Raw genomic sequence first — 17,714 nt, 5'->3', positions numbered from 1 at the left:
CGGCTTGATAACCCGCTGAACCTTCTTGATACCGTTTAACAACGGCCAGTTTGAATTGCTTTGTGTATTTACTCATGAAAACACCCCAAAAGTTAGGACGGGTGTCCAACTTTTGGGGTGCAGTTCAGAATGAGGCTTTTAAATATTGCGAACAGCAATTTTTAGCAAATTATATTCAAGTTAGAATGAATGCAAAACGCCTACCGCAGTACGAACCGCTGTGGAGTTTCCAGCAGCGATGATGCCTAAAGACAAGCCTGTGTCTTGGGCATTAGCTGATCCAGCTTTTGCATACACCACAGAAGCATAGGCTGTTGTACGCTTACTTAACGCGTACTTACCGAGCAAGATGTATTGATCAGCTTTGCCATCTAACAACCCACCAACGTCACCGGAGCGTTTTGTATCGTAGTACGCTGCCGTCAGCGTCGTTTGCTGAGAGAGAGAGTAATCAACGCCTGCGCCAATGACAGCAATCTTACGCTGATCTGCGTTCAATGCCAGCGTCGCACTGACAGGGATCATAATTTTGCCATCGACTGTATTTTGAGAATACGTAAAATTCAACTTCACTTCCGGCGTTACATAGTATTTCAAACCGAGGGCAACACCAGACAACGATGCATTTCCGGTTACGTCATTGAGTTTAGCGTAGGAAATAGCAGCACCATTTTTACCATCAGTGAAGAAGGCAGATGCGCCCATGTAACGGCTGCCTGACGTGTTGCCAGCTTGCTCACCTGCACCGTACATCAGACCGACACCGAAACCGTTCATGTTCTGATAAGGAGAAACATACTTAACAGAGTTGTTCTGACGCAGTCCTGTACCGCCTTGGTTTGTACCGAAGCCACCGAATGTTGCACCCGAATTCAACGCACTGAACATGACGTTCGGATTGCTACCTGCATGAGCCAGACCCATTGGATCGGCCATACCAACAGAGTCAACACCCAGAATGTTATTACGACCAGCAGTCACTGTACCGAAGTCACCGCTCAACCCCAACCATGAAAGGCGGTCAAACAAGGATGAGCCACTACCAGCTTGTGTAAAAGAGTTACCACCAAAACCTGCACCAGCTGCACCAGTATCATTTGCCAGTGTGCCTTCTAAGTTGAAGATCGCTTTCATACCGCCACCCAGATCTTCGCTACCCTTGATACCCCAGCGGGATGTCAACAATTGACCAGCGTCGAGCGTGAGCTTGTTACCGCCAGCAGCTGTCTGGTTGGTGTTGTACATCACCGCAGCATCGATAATGCCGTACAAGGTGACGTTTGATTGTGCAGATGCTGAAGCAGCAAATGCGCCGAGGACTGCAAAAGCAATAAGTGATTTTTTCATTGTGTAAGTCTCCAAATTTATCTTTGATAATCCAGTAATGGAACGAACTCTAATTGGTTCTTTTTGATTTTTACTGCAAAAACTTCGAAACCTCTCGATTTACTTGTCGATTCAGAAGCTAAGACTGATTGAATCAAACTAGTCGGTTTTGAGCAAAGCAAATTTGCGAACGACCGTCTTTAAACGAACAAAATGTGGCGAACTCGCAACAAACTTTTCAATTGAAAATGAAGATTAAGAATAGTTTCTTAAAAATTTCTTAAAAATTTCTTAAAAATTTAGCGCCAGCTTAAGCTAGCGCAAACGCGCTCTGTGAATGACGATCGCAGAACTGCTCTACAATGACGGACATTCCAGAATATCTTTGCTACTTCGAGTCCAACTATGTCTTTTCCTCATCCAGATCGCCTGTTGATGGCATTTGATCGTGCTCTGCGCACGGTCTCTGCACAGGCCAAAAGCTCACGCCCCAATCCAGCCGCGCATGTCGACAGCTGTACATTGACTGAACAGGAACAAAAACACAGCGCTGGTCTGATGCGGGTCAACCATGTGGGTGAAATTTGCGCGCAAGCACTATATGACGCCCAAAGCAGCTTTTCGCATACACCAGAAGTCGCCCGTCAGCTACAGCATTCGTGCATCGAAGAAGAGGACCACCTCGCGTGGACCGCGCAACGCTTAACAGAGTTGAACTCGCATACGAGTTTCATGAGTCCGCTGTGGTACGCCGGCGCCTATGTGTGCGGCGTCATTGCTGCAAAATGCGGCGATGCAGCAAGTCTCGGATTTGTGGTTGAAACAGAACGCCAAGTTGAAGCGCATCTCGCTAGCCATCTACAAGCCTTGCCAGAAAGCGACAGCAAGTCCCGCGCCATCGTCGAACAAATGCGCGTTGATGAAGTCGCCCACGGCGCTGCAGCAAAATCACTAGGCGCCAGCGAATTACCGTTACCAGTGCGCGTTGGTATGAAATGTATGGCAAAAGTGATGACGACAACTGCGTATTACATCTGATGCTGTAGAAAACTTGCGCTAGAAGCTATAAAGAAGAAAAACTTAGATTCCCGCTAAAAGCATGCGGGAATGACAATGTTGTGGTCGACGTCAAATGAAAGAATATCCTCGAACAAAGAGGCGTGGTGTTTGGACACGATTCAACACCGCTCTTAATTAAAACACCAGAAAAAAGAACGCCGCTATCGCTGTTGGTATCAAAGCAGCAAGAAACAATCCCGACGGACTGATTGCACCTTCATCAAAACAGTCCTTCAAAATCGCATATCCCGCCGGATTCGGTGCATTCGCAATCACCGTCAAGCCTCCACCCGTCAGAGCACCTGCCACCAACGCATATTTCGCTTCAGGTGACAAACCACTCACCAAAGACCCAAGATAAGTCAGCGCCGCGTTGTCAGTAATGGCCGTCAATGACATCGCACCGAAAAACAGCACCGTACTGTTGAGACCCGCTAATATCGGCTGCAACCACCACTGTTGCATTCCACCAAGCACGACGAGACCAGCCAAAAAAAATGCAACTAGTAAGCCTTCTCTGAGCATCAATCTATCCTGATATCGCTGGTACGCCTCGGTATAGCCGAGAAAAAACATAAATAAACCTAAGAAAACGACAGGATAGTGCGTAAACCAGACCGTCATTCCCAAAAACAAGAGATGGATCGCCACCACTGCGATGGGCATCCGTGTTTCGTTTTTTACATGTTCAGTTTCCGATAACTGCAACAATTCGCGCTTGAACCACAACGTCATCAATAAGCCATTTATCACCACCGCGCAGGCAGCCTTCCAGCCAAAGGAGCTACTCATGAAGGCGATGTCCCATCCCCACTTTTCAGCGACCATCAATACCGGAGGTGCAGCGAACGGTGTCAGCACGCCGCCAATCGAAACATTGACGAACAAGACCCCAAGGGTCATGTATTTCATGCGTGAGGAGATATTTTTTTGATAGAAACGCTCCTTGAGCATTAAGGCGGCCAGCGTCATCGCTGCAGGCTCTGTAATAAATGAACCGAGTAAAGGTACCAGCGTTAAGCACAGCAGATATAAGGATAACTGTCTCGAAAAAGGCAACACGTGAGCAATACGGGACACAACTTCTTGTACTAACCACAGTACTGGTTTGGTCGCGGCAATGACGAGAATGACAAAGACAAAGAGCGGCTCCGTAAAGTTCTGCGACTCCAAATAAGCAATGGCGTGATGAAGATCGAACATCATACTCATGGAGGTCACCAGCACCAGTGCCCAGAAACCGAAGACCACTTCGACTTCGCCAAGCAAATGCCATAAGCCGGCATGACGCGGACTGCGATGCGCGAGATTTAAAAAGTATTTCGTCGAAAAGGTGTGCAATACCGCTAGCCCAAAGAGTCCGGCAGCGAGGTATTCTAATAATTGATCAATTGCCATAGAGCTTCCTCGTTCAGATTGACATTCGCCGAGACACAGACGAACCGACGCAAAATGGGCGCATTCACTTCGCCAACTCAGTCACATCAGGTAATGTGAAAAATAACAATGGGATACAGAGCTAAGAGATGGCACCATGACGCGGGAGCAGGCCATCCCTCAGCGTTGCTGTGAAAATAAAGTTGTATTAAATTTTCTCTAATTTAGCGACACTCAGATCCAGTAACTTCATCCCAAATTGCCCAAAATTAATGTGCGCTCTGGCATTGCTGCCACTGCCCTCAATGTTGACAATGACACCTTCACCAAATTTAGGGTGCGTCACGCCCTGACCGATGCGCCACGTCATCGATGAGCTTTGTTTTGTCATTTGCTGTGCAATCCGGTTTGCATCGCGCCCCGCGTCTTCGATCGACGTTTCATCCCAGGCTGACTTTTTAGACTGCCCAAACCAGCTTGGCTGCACTTTAGGCGAGAGCCACTTCAGTGACTCTTCCGGCAATTCATCAAAGAAGCGCGAGCGCATGTTGTAGCGAGTCTGACCGTGCAACATGCGAGTCTGCGAGAAGCTCAGGTACAAGCGTTTGCGGGCACGGGTAATCGCTACATACATCAGGCGCCGCTCTTCTTCGACACCGGATTCTTCTTGCGCGCTGTTTTCATGCGGGAACAAGCCTTCTTCGAGACCGGTAATAAACACCGCATCAAACTCCAGACCTTTAGCAGAATGCACAGTCATTAATTGCATCGCATCCTGCCCAGCTTGCGCCTGATTATCACCAGCTTCCAGCGACGCATGCGACAGGAATGCCGATAACGGTGACATCAAGGTTGGCAATGCCGCATCGGCATCAATGATGGTTGTACCATCACCATTATCTAATAACACCGCAGCACTGCTGGCAGGGCCACTGAATGCCGGTGCTTCTTTACCGAAACCTTCTTCGGAAACAAACAAGGTCGCCGCATTGACCAACTGCTCCAAGTTTTCTATCCGGTCGGCACCTTCCTTTTCTGCGTGATAATGCGTCATCAACGTACTCAGATCGAGTACGATTTTCACCATCTCAGGGAGAGGCAAATTTTGCGTCTCAAAACGCGCACCTTCGATCAACTTCACAAAATTGGCTAACGACGATCCGGCTTTGCCACCGACATGCCGGACTGCTGCATACAATGAGCTGCCTTGCTGTTTGGCGGCATCCTGCAGTTGTTCAATCGAGCGGGCACCAATGCCGCGCGTCGGGAAGTTCACCACACGCAAAAATGCTGAATCGTTGTGTGGGTTATCCATTAATTGCAGATACGCAATTGCGTGTTTAATTTCAGCGCGCTCAAAAAAGCGTTGTCCACCATACACACGATAAGGAATGTTGGCAGTAAACAACGCATGCTCAATCACACGAGATTGCGCGTTGGATCGGTACAAAATCGCGATTTCGCTACGTAATGATCCTTCACGGATCAGATTTTTTGCTTCGTCAATGATCCAGTTTGCCTCTTGGATATCGCTGCTGGCTTCCATGATACGGACTAACTCGCCATGCCCAGCGTCGGTGCGTAAATTTTTACCGAGACGCTTGCTGTTATTGGCAATCAGGATATTGGCGCTATCAAGAATATGACCGTGGGAACGGTAGTTTTGTTCCAGCTTAATGAGGTTTTTAACCTCAAATTCACGTTCAAACGCCGACATATTGCCTACATTGGCACCGCGGAAAGCGTAAATACTCTGATCGTCATCACCAACCGCGAACACCGCACCAGCACGCCGATTACCAGCACCAGCCATGAGCTTGAGCCATTTATACTGGAGATCGTTGGTATCCTGAAACTCATCAACCAGCACATGGCGGAAGCGTTCCTGATAATGTTCGCGCAACGGTTGATTGCGGCTCAATAATTCATAGGTGCGCAGCAATAACTCCGCAAAATCAACCACGCCTTCACGTTGGCATTGCGCATCGTATAAATCGTACAACGCGACCATCTTGCGGTTGAAATCATCATACGCATCGACTTGCGCAGCACGTAATCCCTGATCCTTGGCACTGTTGATGAAATACATCAGCGTCTTGGGTGGAAATTTCTCGTCGTCAATGTTATTTGCTTTCAGCAAGCGTTTAATAAATGACAATTGATCGCCAGAATCTAAAATTTGAAATGTTTGTGGCAAGCCCGCATCGCGGTGATGCGCACGTAGCAAGCGATTACATAAGCCGTGGAAGGTACCTATCCACATACCACGCGTATTGATCGGCAACATCGCCGATAAACGCGACATCATCTCTTTAGCTGCTTTATTGGTAAAGGTCACCGCCAGAATCCCCCCCGGCGACACTTGTCCGGTCTGGATTAACCATGCAATCCGGGTGGTCAATACACGCGTCTTGCCCGATCCGGCACCGGCCAGAATCAGGGCCGACTGCGCCGGCAGGGTCACAGCAGCAAGCTGCTCAGGATTTAAATTATGAAGTAAATTTTGCATACCCCGATTATACGGGAGAGCGGGACGACTGAACCGTTCTCTACAACGATCTCGCTGTCCGTACTTGCATGCTGCATGCAACAAAGACGCCTGTTGTGGATTTTTGCATGTTAAGCAAGAAACATACGTTCACACGGCCAACGTAGTTTCTGCTCCACGAACAGCACTGATGCCGTCCCTTTTACCTTACTTCGTTGCAGTCCCGCCCAATAATCGCACAAATTGACGCGCTGCCAGTTGAGGATCATCCGCCATATAGACGCTGCTGATGACAGCAACCATCTCCGTCCCATGCGCCAACAGCGGCTGACAGTTCTCTAATGTCATACCACCGATGACCACCTTGGGTAAGGCAAATTCTCTCCCCGCCTCGGACACGATCTCATGTGCGGTTGTAACGGCGTATTTTTTGATGCGTGAAGGATAAAATCCACCAAAGGCAACATAACTCGCCCCAGTATTCACCGCCAGTCGGGCAAGAGCAAGATCGCCGTAGCACGACGCGCCCAGTATCTTGTCCGGACCAATCTGCGACCGTGCTTCTGCAACAGAGATGTCCATCCCACCCACATGCAATCCATCCGCATCGAGTTCTAGAAACAAATCCAGATGGTCATTAATGATGAATGGTTTTTGATACCGACGACATAGCTGCTGCAACGCCTGCGCCTGCTCTTTGCGCAGATCAGCACTGGCTGTTTTATGGCGATACTGAACAATATTCGCACCGCCTTCTAATGCTTGTTCAGTGACCGTCACTAATTGATCGGTGTCGTCCCAGTCCGGAGTGACGATATACAATCCCCGTAAATTGTTGATGCTCATGTTATATCCTGTTTCGTTGTGGAATCAGCTGTCCCGCAGCAATTGCATACGCTTGGTGTAGCGCTTCTTGGGTGTACTGCTGAGCACGATCCAGCGCCAGCCCGAGTGATTCACCCATCGCTAGTCGACCCGCGATCGCTGACGCCAGTGTGCACCCGCTGCCATGGAATTCTCCTGTTAATCGGGGCCACAGCCATTCTTGTGCCGCCTGTAAATGTTGTGCTTGATACCAGATATTCTTCACCTGCGCCTCAGACCCATGTCCACCTTTGACAAGCACATCGGCAGCCGTGCTTTGTAACAATCTCTGGGCTTGCTCGACAAAACCTGTTGATGTGGGCGCTAAGCGTAATAATTCGGGCAAATTGGGGGTGATGAGCGTCGCCACGTTGAGTAAGGGCTGTATCGCTTCGACGGCGTCATCGAGCGATAAGCGATCCCCGTGTCCACTGCCAAGTACGGGATCCAGAACTACATGCAGTGCGGGCTGTTTTTGTTTGAGTTGCTGAATAAAACGCGCAATGGTGGCCGCATTCTTTTTGTGCGCAACGATACCGATTTTGACCACCGATACGGGTATCTTAGCGACCAGTGTCATTGCCTGTTGCAAGATAATTTGCGCATCAACGGCATGCACTGCGTATGCATGATCGTTATCCTGCACAGTCAGCGCAGTAATGACCGGCAAGGCATGGGCGCCTTGCGCGGCAATCGCTTCAATATCCGCCTGGATCCCCGCGCCCCCGCTGGGGTCATGCCCCGCAAAGACCAGTACACAAGGGCGTTGTGGATGCGTCATCAGACAATGCGCCCCGCCATTGGTGATGACGGCGACGCCGCAAACTTGCGTGGCATACGGCCTGCCAGAAAGGCTTCCCGCCCTGCCTCGACAGCCAGTCCCATGGCGCGCGCCATACGAACAGGGTCGCGGGCACCGGCAATCGCTGTGTTCATCAACACGCCATCACATCCCAGCTCCATCGCAATCGCCGCATCGGACGCCGTACCTACGCCGGCATCCACCAGCACAGGCACCTTCGCCTGTTCAATGATTAACGACAAATTCCACGGATTCAGAATGCCCATTCCAGAACCAATGAGTGACGCTAAAGGCATAACGGCAACACAGCCGATGTCTTCCAGCATTCTTGCCTGAATTGGATCATCGCTACAGTACACCATCACATCAAAGCCATCGTTCACCAAGGTCTTGGCTGCTTTCAGGGTCTCGGGCATATTTGGAAATAAGGTTTTTTCATCGCCTAAGACTTCTAATTTGCATAACTTGTGGCCACCCAATAATTCACGCCCCAATTGCAGGGTGTACACGGCGTCTTGCGCGTTATAGCAGCCTGCCGAATTAGGTAGGATGGTATATCTGGATGGCGGTACCACATCGAGCAGACTAGGCGCATTCGGATCTTGCCCGATATTCACGCGACGAATGGCGACCGTAATGATTTCAGCGCCAGCCGCTTCTGTTGCCAGACGCGTTTGTTCGAGATCTTTATATTTACCACTACCAACTAATAAGCGTGAGCCGTAGATTTTTCCGGCAATGGTTAAACCTTCTGTTGTTTGCATTTGTATTCCTTTTTTAGATCGCAGGCAAAGAATGTTGCGCAATCAAATTTTTTACTTGCGCAACATCTTTTTTCTTATCAGCGGAAGGTCAGCATAAGGTCAGTATTTATCCGCCCCCAATAGCGCGGACGATATCGACTTTATCCTTACTTTTGAGCTGCAACTCACCCCACCGACCACGCGGGATAATCTGCCGATTGACGGCCACGGCGATGTTCTTTTCTCTAAGCTCAAGCGCACCAATCAAGTCATCAATCGTGTTACCGGATGTGACCTGATACGTGCTGCCATTGAGTTCAATATCTAATTCCAAGTCCATCAAGACGCTCACTGTTTGCGATAAATTTCTGCACCGTTTTTAACGAACTCCACCGCTTTTACTTCCATCCCTTGTTTCAGAGCAGCAATCTCTGATATTCCTTGCTTCGCAGCATAGTCACGCACTTCTTGCGTGATTTTCATGGAACAGAAATGGGGGCCGCACATGGAGCAGAAATGGGCGACTTTGGCGGAATCTTTCGGTAAGGTTTCATCATGGAATTCACGTGCTTTATCTGGGTCGAGGCCAATATTGAACTGATCCTCCCAACGGAATTCAAAACGGGCTTTGGACAAAGCATTGTCACGAATCTGCGCACCCGGATGTCCCTTCGCCAAATCGGCTGCATGCGCTGCGATTTTGTAAGTGATAATGCCGTCTTTAACGTCGACTTTATTCGGCAAACCAAGGTGCTCTTTTGGTGTGACATAGCACAACATGGCGGTACCATACCAGCCGATTTGTGCTGCGCCAATACCAGACGTAATGTGGTCGTAACCTGGAGCAATATCTGTCGTCAGTGGTCCGAGCGTGTAGAACGGCGCTTCGTGACATTGCTCTAATTGCAGGTCCATATTTTCTTTGATCAGATGCATAGGCACATGACCAGGACCTTCGATCATGACTTGCACGTCGTGCTTCCAGGCGATCTGGGTCAATTCACCCAAGGTTTTTAACTCACCTAACTGCGCTTCATCATTAGCATCGTAAATCGACCCTGGGCGTAGGCCATCACCTAAACTGAACGACACGTCGTACGCTTTCATGATCTCGCAGATGTCTTCAAAGTGCTCGTACAAGAAGCTTTCTTTGTGATGCGCCAAGCACCATTTGGCCATAATAGAGCCGCCACGAGAGACAATGCCTGTCATGCGTTTGGCGGTCAATGGCACATATTGCAAACGCACACCTGCATGGATCGTAAAATAATCAACACCTTGTTCGGCTTGCTCAATCAGTGTGTCGCGGAAGATCTCCCATGTCAGATCCTCGGCTTTCCCGTTAACCTTTTCGAGTGCCTGATAAATAGGGACCGTGCCGATAGGAACAGGGGAATTACGGATGATCCATTCACGCGTTTCGTGGATATGTTTGCCGGTTGATAAATCCATAACGTTATCACCCCCCCAGCGGATCGCCCACGTCATTTTTTCAACTTCTTCACCAATCGATGAAGTGACGGCGGAGTTACCGATATTGGCATTAATTTTCACCAGAAAATTACGTCCGATAATCATCGGTTCTACTTCGGGGTGATTAATATTGGCTGGAATAATAGCGCGTCCGCGAGCAATTTCTGAACGTACAAATTCAGGTGAAATTTCTGCCGGAATTGCAGCACCGAAGGATTGTCCAGGATGCTGGCGTCCCATCATCTCAGCGAGCTTGTCACCCATTGGGCCAGACGCCTTTAAATTAGCTAAATATTCTTTGCGTTGTAAATTTTCACGAATGGCAATGTACTCCATTTCTGGCGTAATAATACCTTGGCGCGCATAGTGCATTTGCGATACGTTTTTACCCGCTTTAGCACGACGTGGCAGTCGTTTCAGATTGAAGCGTAACTCGGCTAATTGTGGGTCATTGAGACGTTCCTGACCATACTTAGAACTCGGACCGGACAATTCTTCCGTATCGTCACGCTCTGCAATCCATGCACCACGGACAGATCCCAGACCGGAACGAATATCAATGTTGACGTTCGGATCAGTGTAAGGACCCGAAGTGTCATACACATAAATCGGCGGATTTTTTTCTGCACCAAAAGATGCCGGTGTATCAGATTGGCTGATTTCGCGCATAGGTACACGGATGTCTGGACGACTACCTTGTACATATACTTTGCGGGAATTCGGCAGCGGCGCAATAGCGGCTTCGTCAACTGTCGCTGTTGCGGACAGAAATTTAGGATTGGCATTCATTAGTTTTGGCTCCTTTGCTTGTTGGCATGGAGCCAGCAAAGGAGTTTCTAAAAACACAGTACGCGCATAACAAACACAGACAAGCATTATGGGTACGATTTTTAGCGGCTTCCCTTCGCTGGCATTATCCAGATCAGGTTCGAGGGTATTTCTCACCCGATACCGACTATCGATATCAGGACCCCTAGCATTATTTAACTTCGCAGCGTGATAATTTTTTAATCACGCTGTCGTCGTGGCGGCATTATATCGCTAACGCGCGGTAAGGAGATAAAAAGAATTTCATCAGTGCCGACGTTACCCAAAATAGCAAACCAAGGTTGGCTTGACGCCATATTTATCTTCAATGGGATCAGTTCAAAAAGCACAAATACAACACCACAAATAAATTTTTCTACATAGCATGACTGAAATCAATTTTAGGCGGCCCCATCACTTCAGTCAGCTCAACGATGCCAGCGCTCACCGCTGCGGCCAGGTCATCTTCGAAAAATGGCACTGCTGAGGCGGCATCAACCAACACGCGGGCAACACCGTAGGCACGATTACGCCCATTTCTCTTGCCCAAATACAAGGCCATATCGGCAATATGAATGGCTTTTTCCCAGTTGAACTGATCTTCAGGAAAACCTGAAAAAGGCAATGAAATAAAGCCAGCTGTCATCGTCACCTGAATCTGATGCTCGCCGATAGCAATACCGGTGCCGCCGACAGATTGTAAAAGGCGCTCAACCAAAATGGCGATCTGATCGGGATTAGATTTAGGGGCGTACACTAAAAACTCTTCCCCACCCCACCGTAGCACCATATCCGTATCGCGCACCGTCTTACGCAAGCGCTGGGCAACATCCGCCAACACGGTATCGCCAGCGGCATGTCCCCAAGTGTCATTGATCTGCTTAAAATGGTCAATGTCGAGCAGAATCAGACAATCGGGGTTGCCGTCACGCACTTCCCGCCGCTCGGCCTCGATTTCTGCTGTGCGCAAATGCATCCTTTCGACAAAGGAGCGACGGTTATACAAGCCTGTCAGCGGGTCGTGAACGGCATGGAATTCCAGTTGGGCATTCGCTTCGCGCAACTGCTTATTGACTCGCTGTCCACGACGATATAACAAGAAAATAAACATACCCACCATGACCGTGACAGTTGCACCAAGCAAGGTAATCGCTTGCTGTAATCGGTGATTACGGATGTGTGCGTCTTTCAGCGCATTGTCTTTCGCTAGTAACTCGATCTGTTTTTGTTTTTGCTTGGCATTAAATTGCTCTTGTAATGTAGCAACCGCTTTAGACCGTTCGGCGCTGAATAATTCGCTATTGAGTTGTTGTTGTTGACGCAGCGTTGCTAATGCCTCTTTGAACATTCCGGCGCGCTCATAGGCATTGGCAAGTTCAGCAATAATATCCTCGGCATCCGTTTTCTGACCAGACTCCATCAAATCGTGAATCGCGGCGTTCACTAACTCCACACCCTGACTCATTTTACCTAGCCCGACCAGAGCAAACCCCAGATTCACTCTGGCAAGGTCGATCGTTGATTTGTCCGCTACACGTTCTGCACGCTCGAGAGCTTGCCTTGCGTACGTCTCCGCTTGCTTATATTGATTTAAGATCAAGTAGTGATCGCTGATATTGATCAGACAACTCATTTCATTTGTTGCCATACCCGTATCATGCGATATCTTTAATGCACGTTTATAGGCTTCAATTGATTTATCATGTTGTCCTAGGAAGGAATAAGCAACACCCTGGCTGTTGCTGAGCGATGCAAGGATCTTGGGGGCCTGCGCAAGAGGTGAAATATCCAATGCGTCGACCACGGTTGACAGTGCCTTTGCCGGATCTTTCATACTGATATAAACCCTAGCGATAGCATCAAGCATAATTAGACGATTTTGCACCTTACGTGTTGGCAAATCATCACTGAGTTTCAATGCCTCCAGCATGTATCTCAACGACGTATCGAAATTACCCAGCAGGTGATTGACAAAACCGAACGCATGTTCAAGACGCATTCGGACTTCTATTGCCGCATCGGACGGAAGGTTTTCACTAATTGCTTGGAGTTTATTGAGCCCTTCCTGCGGTTTACCACTGTCAATCAATTGGTTCACCGACATGATCTCAGCAATGGCAATCCCAGTCGCGTCTTTTTCGGCTGTCGCGAGCGATAATAATTCGTGCACCGTGGCCGTACTAGATGTGATTTGGCTAGCATCATAGTAAAGATCAGCCAGCACTTTGAGGGTTTCGAGGCGTACGCGTATCGGGGTTGAAGAAGTTTGAGTTTGCTTGAGCGCCAGCAAACGATTCAGCGCCTCTGTGTTATTGCTATCTCCTATGGTTTGAATACTAACAACTTGCGCAAGATCCGTCGTCTCATCGGCAAAAACGACATGTCCACCAAGCATAATACCCAAGAGCGAATAGATCGAAAAATACAAGAGTATCTGCAATTTTTTGTTAACCATAGGTATCAATTTAGTCATCAAAACATGGAAATCAATAGGTACTGCATGTCCAACACTATAGGTGAAAATGAGAAAAACTTGACAAGTAAAAACAAGATTTTTATTTAAAAAAGTCGTTAAAGTTCCATAAACATATTTATTTTTTACGGAAAATCCCTGCCGATTACGGCATCAACTCCTCCACAGTCATTTATAATCAACGGTTTAGCACATAACCAACAGATCATCATGGAATTAGCGAAGTCTTTCGAACCAGCAGAAATCGAACAACATTGGCGCTCTGAATGGGAGCAACGCGGCTATTTCGCAGCCAGTATGGACGATGGCAAACCGTCATTTTCTATTTTGTTACCGCCACCGAACGTGACCGGCACCTTGCACATGGGGCATGCATTCAACCAGACCATTATGGATGGATTGACACGTTACTACCGCATGCGTGGACATAATACGGCCTGGATTCCAGGAACGGATCATGCTGGTATCGCAACACAGATCGTTGTTGAACGTCAACTGGATGCGCAGAAAATTTCGCGCCATGACCTCGGACGTGAAAAATTCTTAGAAAAAGTCTGGGAATGGAAAGAAAAATCAGGTTCCACCATCACTGGTCAGATGCGCCGTCTGGGTGCGTCTGCTGACTGGGATCGTGAATATTTCACGATGGATGCGGAACGCTCCAAGACAGTAACAGAAGTATTTGTACGTCTGGTTGAACAGGGGCTGATCTACCGCGGCAAGCGTCTGGTTAACTGGGATCCGGTATTAGGTACCGCTGTGTCCGATCTGGAAGTCGTCTCTGAAGAAGAAGATGGCTTTATGTGGCATATCCGCTATCCGTTTGCGGATGGCAGCGGTCATTTGACAGTAGCAACGACCCGCCCCGAAACCCTGCTAGGTGACGTCGCTGTGGCAGTTGACCCGACGGATGAACGTTATATCCATCTGGTTGGCAAAATGCTCAAACTGCCACTAACAGATCGTGAAATTCCTATCATTGCCGACAGTTATGTCGATAAAGAATTCGGTACTGGCTGCGTCAAAATTACACCAGCGCATGATCTCAACGATTATGCCGTGGGTCAGCGTCATCAGTTAGAGATGATCTGTATCATGACGCTGGATGCAAAAATCAACGAGAACGCACCAGTTGTCTATCAAGGCATGGACCGTTTCGTCGCCCGCAAACAAATCGTCGCCGATCTTGACGCGCAAGGCTTATTGGCTGAAGTCAAACCACATAAATTGATGGTGCCACGTGGCGATCGCACAAACGTGATCATCGAGCCAATGCTGACTGATCAATGGTTCATGGCGATGAGTAAGCCAGCACCAGAAGGAACACACTTCCCTGGCAAATCTATCGCTGAAGTTGCTTTAGAAAAAGTTACCTCCGGTGAAATCAAGTTCGTACCAGAGAACTGGACCACGACCTACAACCAATGGCTCAACAACATCCAAGACTGGTGTATTTCACGCCAGTTATGGTGGGGACATCAGATTCCGGCATGGTATGGCGACAATGGCGAAATCTTTGTGGCTCGCAATGAAGCCGAAGCCAAAGCCAAAGCAGCAGCGGCTGGCTACACGGGCGCATTAAAGCGTGATGATGACGTGCTTGACACGTGGTTCTCGTCAGCGTTAGTCCCTTTCTCTACCATGGGCTGGCCTGAAGAAACACCAGACATGAAGCACTTCCTGCCTACTTCAGTACTGGTCACTGGTTTTGATATTATTTTCTTCTGGGTCGCACGGATGGTGATGATGACCACCCACTTCACCGGAAAGATTCCATTCAATACTGTGTATGTACATGGTCTGGTACGTGATTCCAGTGGTCAGAAAATGTCCAAATCTAAGGGCAATACACTCGACCCTATCGATCTCATCGATGGCATCAAGGTGGATGATTTAGTCGCTAAACGGACGGCCGGGTTGATGAATCCGAAACAGGCTACGGCGATTGAAAAAGCCACCCGTAAAGAGTTTGCAGAAGGTATTCAAGCTTATGGTACAGATGCTATCCGCTTTACGATGGCGAGTTATGCGTCCTTGGGCCGCAACATTAACTTCGATCTGGCACGTTGCGAAGGCTACCGTAATTTCTGCAATAAATTATGGAATGCAACCCGCTTTGTGCTCATGAACACTGAAGGCAAAGATTGCGGATTTGGCGCTGATATCACTGATGCGGATTTAGATTATTCCAAAGCAGATAAATGGATCATCTCTGCCTTGCAACGTGCCGAAGCTGACATTGAGAAAGGATTTAATGAATTCCGTTTCGACAATATTGCGTCCGCTATCTACAAGTTTGTGTGGGATGAATATTGCGACTGGTATCTGGAAGTATCCAAAGTCCAGGTTCAGCAAGGCACCGAGGCGCAGCAACGTGCAACCCGCCGCACATTATTACGTGTATTAGAGGCGATTCTGCGCCTGGCACATCCAATTATTCCGTTTGTGACAGAAGCATTATGGCAAACCGTAGCGCCACTGGCTGGTAAACAATTGAATCCTGCTGGCGACTCTATTATGGTGCAGCCATATCCATTGTTTGTAGCAGCCAATGTCGATGAGTCCGCAGAAGCGTGGATGCATGCATTAAAAGCGATGACCGATGCCTGCCGTAATCTGCGTGGTGAAATGCAATTGTCTCCTGCATTACGCGTGCCACTGTTATTGCAAGCGGCAAATGCAGAAGACAAAGCACGCCTGCAATCGTTCGCACCTTACCTGCAAGCGTTGGCAAAACTGTCTGAAGTTGATGTCGTAGACAGCCTGCCAGAATCTCCGGCACCGGTTTCTATCGTTGGCGAGTCAAAACTCATGCTGAAAGTTGAAATCGACGTTGCTGCCGAACGCGAACGGTTATCTAAGGAAATCACTCGTCTGGAGACAGAGATCGCCAAAGCAGAAGTCAAACTCAGTAATGAGAGCTTCGTCGCTCGTGCGCCAGTTGCGGTTGTCGCACAAGAGAAGGAAAGAATGGCCAATTTCTCAGCAACCCTCGCTAAATTACGCGAGCAATTCTCCAAATTGCCGACCGCCTGATCTGGCTCGTCATCCGTTGTTAAAGTACTTGCTCTAATATTTTGTACGTGGTGATTCACTTCACCACGTACAATTAATTTTCATGACGTAGCACTCGCTTCAATTTATTTCTATAAACGACGTGGGTCTATGAAAAAACAAAACGACAGAACAAACGACAATCGCATCGGAGACACCATGAAAAAAACTGGGCTTATTGCCATCCTTTTAGCCATTGCAATGGCGCCTCTTGCCCACGCGGAAGATTCCCCTGTAGGTCTGTGGAAAAACATTGACGACAAAACTGGCAAGCCCAAAGCAATGATTCGCATTACTGAATCAGCTGGCGAATTGCAAGGGAAAATCGAACGATTGTTTCTTGATGGTGACGCCGATAAAAATCCTAAATGCGACAAATGCGAAGGCGTCAATAAAGATCAACCCATTATTGGCATGACCATTTTATTTGGGCTTAAAAAAGATGGTAACGAATACTCCGGCGGGAAAATTCTAGATCCGGGCGACGGGAAACTTTACAGCAGCAAAATCACGCCCGTTGAAAATTACAAAAAACTGAATGTCCGCGGCTATATCGGCACACCGTTTTTTGGTCGTTCACAAATCTGGATTCGTGAACAGTAATTGAGTCAATGATGAAATAAAAAGGGAGCCTCGGCTCCTTTTTTATTTCACCCCGTCAAATGACAGCAATCGTACCTGATTGCGCCATGTCAATTAGAAGCTGTGTCCTACTTTAATAACTACCAAATTCGCACCTGGATTCGGATGTTTAATCGCGCCGTTAGAAAAATGCTGTACTTTCAAAGCCAGATCCCAACCATTGTTAAACACATAGCCAACGCCCAAGTGATCCCCAAACTGGAATGCTGTTGAAAACTGGCGATTGTTATTGCTGTAAATGTGTGAAAACAGATGAAGACCAATGGCTGCTTCACCGTACAAGCCTTTACGGCTATCGTTCTGGAAACGGAATACGGGGGTAATGCCGATGTCGGTGATGTTCTGCGTGTCGCCGGGTACGCCCTTGTAGGCATTATTACGCCATTCGGTCAGCGTAGCATCCCAGTAACCACCAATGAAAGTACCGTTCGACTTATACCATTCATTGTCCCAATTCCACTGCGCACCAGCTCTGACGAATTGCGAACGGTTACCCGTAGCCACTTCACCCGACACGGAATCAATCGCGGATGCACTTGTATGGACAAGCGCCATGCCAAGACACACTAAAAGAAGCTGTTTATTTAAGATTTTCATATATTTGGT

The 17,714-nt window shown here is 48.2% G+C and carries 13 protein-coding genes and 1 riboswitch; of the genes, 3 read left to right on the top strand and 10 right to left on the bottom strand.

What is annotated here, in order from left to right; all coding sequences use genetic code 11:
• Positions 1 to 180 precede the first annotated feature (180 nt).
• Positions 181 to 1,347, bottom strand: coding sequence for a porin (locus ACO0KV_RS15685; RefSeq protein WP_423043682.1), 1,167 nt, complete (start codon positions 1,345 to 1,347; stop codon positions 181 to 183).
• A 384-nt stretch (positions 1,348 to 1,731) separates the two neighbouring features.
• On the opposite strand from ACO0KV_RS15685, the gene coq7 reads away from it, so the two are divergent.
• A complete protein-coding gene (gene coq7 / locus ACO0KV_RS15680) occupies positions 1,732 to 2,364 on the top strand; it encodes a 2-polyprenyl-3-methyl-6-methoxy-1,4-benzoquinone monooxygenase (RefSeq protein ID WP_423043680.1) in 633 nt (210 codons plus the stop codon).
• A gap of 156 nt (positions 2,365 to 2,520) precedes the next feature.
• On the opposite strand, the gene ACO0KV_RS15675 is transcribed toward coq7, so the two are convergent.
• The 8 genes from ACO0KV_RS15675 to ACO0KV_RS15640 all read right to left on the bottom strand — a co-directional run bounded on the left by ACO0KV_RS15675 (position 2,521) and on the right by ACO0KV_RS15640 (position 13,394).
• On the bottom strand, positions 2,521 to 3,783 hold the full coding sequence (locus ACO0KV_RS15675) for a putative Na+/H+ antiporter (RefSeq protein ID WP_423043678.1): 1,263 nt from the start codon (positions 3,781 to 3,783) through the stop codon (positions 2,521 to 2,523).
• Positions 3,784 to 3,970: 187 nt separating this feature from the next.
• A complete protein-coding gene (locus ACO0KV_RS15670) occupies positions 3,971 to 6,271 on the bottom strand; it encodes a UvrD-helicase domain-containing protein (RefSeq protein ID WP_423043676.1) in 2,301 nt (766 codons plus the stop codon).
• Between the two features lie 186 nt (positions 6,272 to 6,457).
• A complete protein-coding gene (thiE, locus tag ACO0KV_RS15665; RefSeq protein WP_423043674.1) occupies positions 6,458 to 7,096 on the bottom strand; it encodes a thiamine phosphate synthase in 639 nt (212 codons plus the stop codon).
• Position 7,097: 1 nt separating this feature from the next.
• Entirely contained in the window at positions 7,098 to 7,895 is a 798-nt protein-coding gene (gene thiD / locus ACO0KV_RS15660; protein WP_423043672.1) for a bifunctional hydroxymethylpyrimidine kinase/phosphomethylpyrimidine kinase, read from the bottom strand.
• The gene (locus ACO0KV_RS15655; RefSeq protein WP_423043670.1) at positions 7,895 to 8,680 is read right to left on the bottom strand and encodes a thiazole synthase; all 786 of its coding nucleotides are present in this window, start codon (positions 8,678 to 8,680) and stop codon (positions 7,895 to 7,897) included. The genes thiD and ACO0KV_RS15655 overlap by 1 nt, the downstream gene beginning before the upstream one ends.
• A gap of 106 nt (positions 8,681 to 8,786) precedes the next feature.
• Positions 8,787 to 8,999 carry a sulfur carrier protein ThiS gene (thiS, locus tag ACO0KV_RS15650; RefSeq protein WP_423043668.1) on the bottom strand — a complete coding sequence of 71 codons (213 nt, stop codon included), beginning with the start codon at positions 8,997 to 8,999 and terminating at the stop codon, positions 8,787 to 8,789.
• A gap of 8 nt (positions 9,000 to 9,007) precedes the next feature.
• The gene (gene thiC, locus ACO0KV_RS15645) at positions 9,008 to 10,921 is read right to left on the bottom strand and encodes a phosphomethylpyrimidine synthase ThiC (protein ID WP_423043666.1); all 1,914 of its coding nucleotides are present in this window, start codon (positions 10,919 to 10,921) and stop codon (positions 9,008 to 9,010) included.
• Positions 10,922 to 11,014: 93 nt separating this feature from the next.
• Positions 11,015 to 11,117, bottom strand: a riboswitch (TPP riboswitch).
• A gap of 198 nt (positions 11,118 to 11,315) precedes the next feature.
• A complete protein-coding gene (locus ACO0KV_RS15640; RefSeq protein WP_423043664.1) occupies positions 11,316 to 13,394 on the bottom strand; it encodes a tetratricopeptide repeat-containing diguanylate cyclase in 2,079 nt (692 codons plus the stop codon).
• A gap of 228 nt (positions 13,395 to 13,622) precedes the next feature.
• On the opposite strand from ACO0KV_RS15640, the gene ACO0KV_RS15635 reads away from it, so the two are divergent.
• Complete coding sequence (locus tag ACO0KV_RS15635; RefSeq protein WP_423043663.1) at positions 13,623 to 16,448, top strand: valine--tRNA ligase; 2,826 nt, start codon at positions 13,623 to 13,625, stop codon at positions 16,446 to 16,448.
• 177 nt (positions 16,449 to 16,625) lie between these two features.
• Positions 16,626 to 17,069 carry a DUF2147 domain-containing protein gene (locus ACO0KV_RS15630; protein ID WP_423043684.1) on the top strand — a complete coding sequence of 148 codons (444 nt, stop codon included), beginning with the start codon at positions 16,626 to 16,628 and terminating at the stop codon, positions 17,067 to 17,069.
• Positions 17,070 to 17,162: 93 nt separating this feature from the next.
• On the opposite strand, the gene ACO0KV_RS15625 is transcribed toward ACO0KV_RS15630, so the two are convergent.
• On the bottom strand, positions 17,163 to 17,705 hold the full coding sequence (locus ACO0KV_RS15625; protein WP_423043662.1) for an acyloxyacyl hydrolase: 543 nt from the start codon (positions 17,703 to 17,705) through the stop codon (positions 17,163 to 17,165).
• Positions 17,706 to 17,714 lie beyond the last annotated feature (9 nt).

The sequence above is a fragment of the Undibacterium sp. RuRC25W genome, from assembly GCF_049339825.1.
GTDB lineage: Bacteria > Pseudomonadota > Gammaproteobacteria > Burkholderiales > Burkholderiaceae_D > Undibacterium.
The sequence above is the reverse complement of the archived record's forward strand: the minus strand, read 5'-3'. Positions and strand labels throughout refer to the sequence as shown.

Excerpts from the sequence above, each read along its gene's own strand:
- ACO0KV_RS15670 (WP_423043676.1), bottom strand. The coding sequence starts at position 6,271 with ATGCAAAATTTACTTCATAATTTAAATCCTGAGCAGCTTGCTGCTGTG.
- thiE (WP_423043674.1), bottom strand. The coding sequence starts at position 7,096 with ATGAGCATCAACAATTTACGGGGATTGTATATCGTCACTCCGGACTGG.
- ACO0KV_RS15625 (WP_423043662.1), bottom strand. The coding sequence starts at position 17,705 with ATGAAAATCTTAAATAAACAGCTTCTTTTAGTGTGTCTTGGCATGGCG.
- thiD (WP_423043672.1), bottom strand. The coding sequence starts at position 7,895 with ATGACGCATCCACAACGCCCTTGTGTACTGGTCTTTGCGGGGCATGAC.
- ACO0KV_RS15685 (WP_423043682.1), bottom strand. The coding sequence starts at position 1,347 with ATGAAAAAATCACTTATTGCTTTTGCAGTCCTCGGCGCATTTGCTGCT.
- thiC (WP_423043666.1), bottom strand. The coding sequence starts at position 10,921 with ATGAATGCCAATCCTAAATTTCTGTCCGCAACAGCGACAGTTGACGAA.
- ACO0KV_RS15675 (WP_423043678.1), bottom strand. The coding sequence starts at position 3,783 with ATGGCAATTGATCAATTATTAGAATACCTCGCTGCCGGACTCTTTGGG.
- coq7 (WP_423043680.1), top strand. The coding sequence starts at position 1,732 with ATGTCTTTTCCTCATCCAGATCGCCTGTTGATGGCATTTGATCGTGCT.
- ACO0KV_RS15640 (WP_423043664.1), bottom strand. The coding sequence starts at position 13,394 with ATGGTTAACAAAAAATTGCAGATACTCTTGTATTTTTCGATCTATTCG.
- ACO0KV_RS15655 (WP_423043670.1), bottom strand. The coding sequence starts at position 8,680 with ATGCAAACAACAGAAGGTTTAACCATTGCCGGAAAAATCTACGGCTCA.
- ACO0KV_RS15635 (WP_423043663.1), top strand. The coding sequence starts at position 13,623 with ATGGAATTAGCGAAGTCTTTCGAACCAGCAGAAATCGAACAACATTGG.
- ACO0KV_RS15630 (WP_423043684.1), top strand. The coding sequence starts at position 16,626 with ATGAAAAAAACTGGGCTTATTGCCATCCTTTTAGCCATTGCAATGGCG.
- thiS (WP_423043668.1), bottom strand. The coding sequence starts at position 8,999 with ATGGACTTGGAATTAGATATTGAACTCAATGGCAGCACGTATCAGGTC.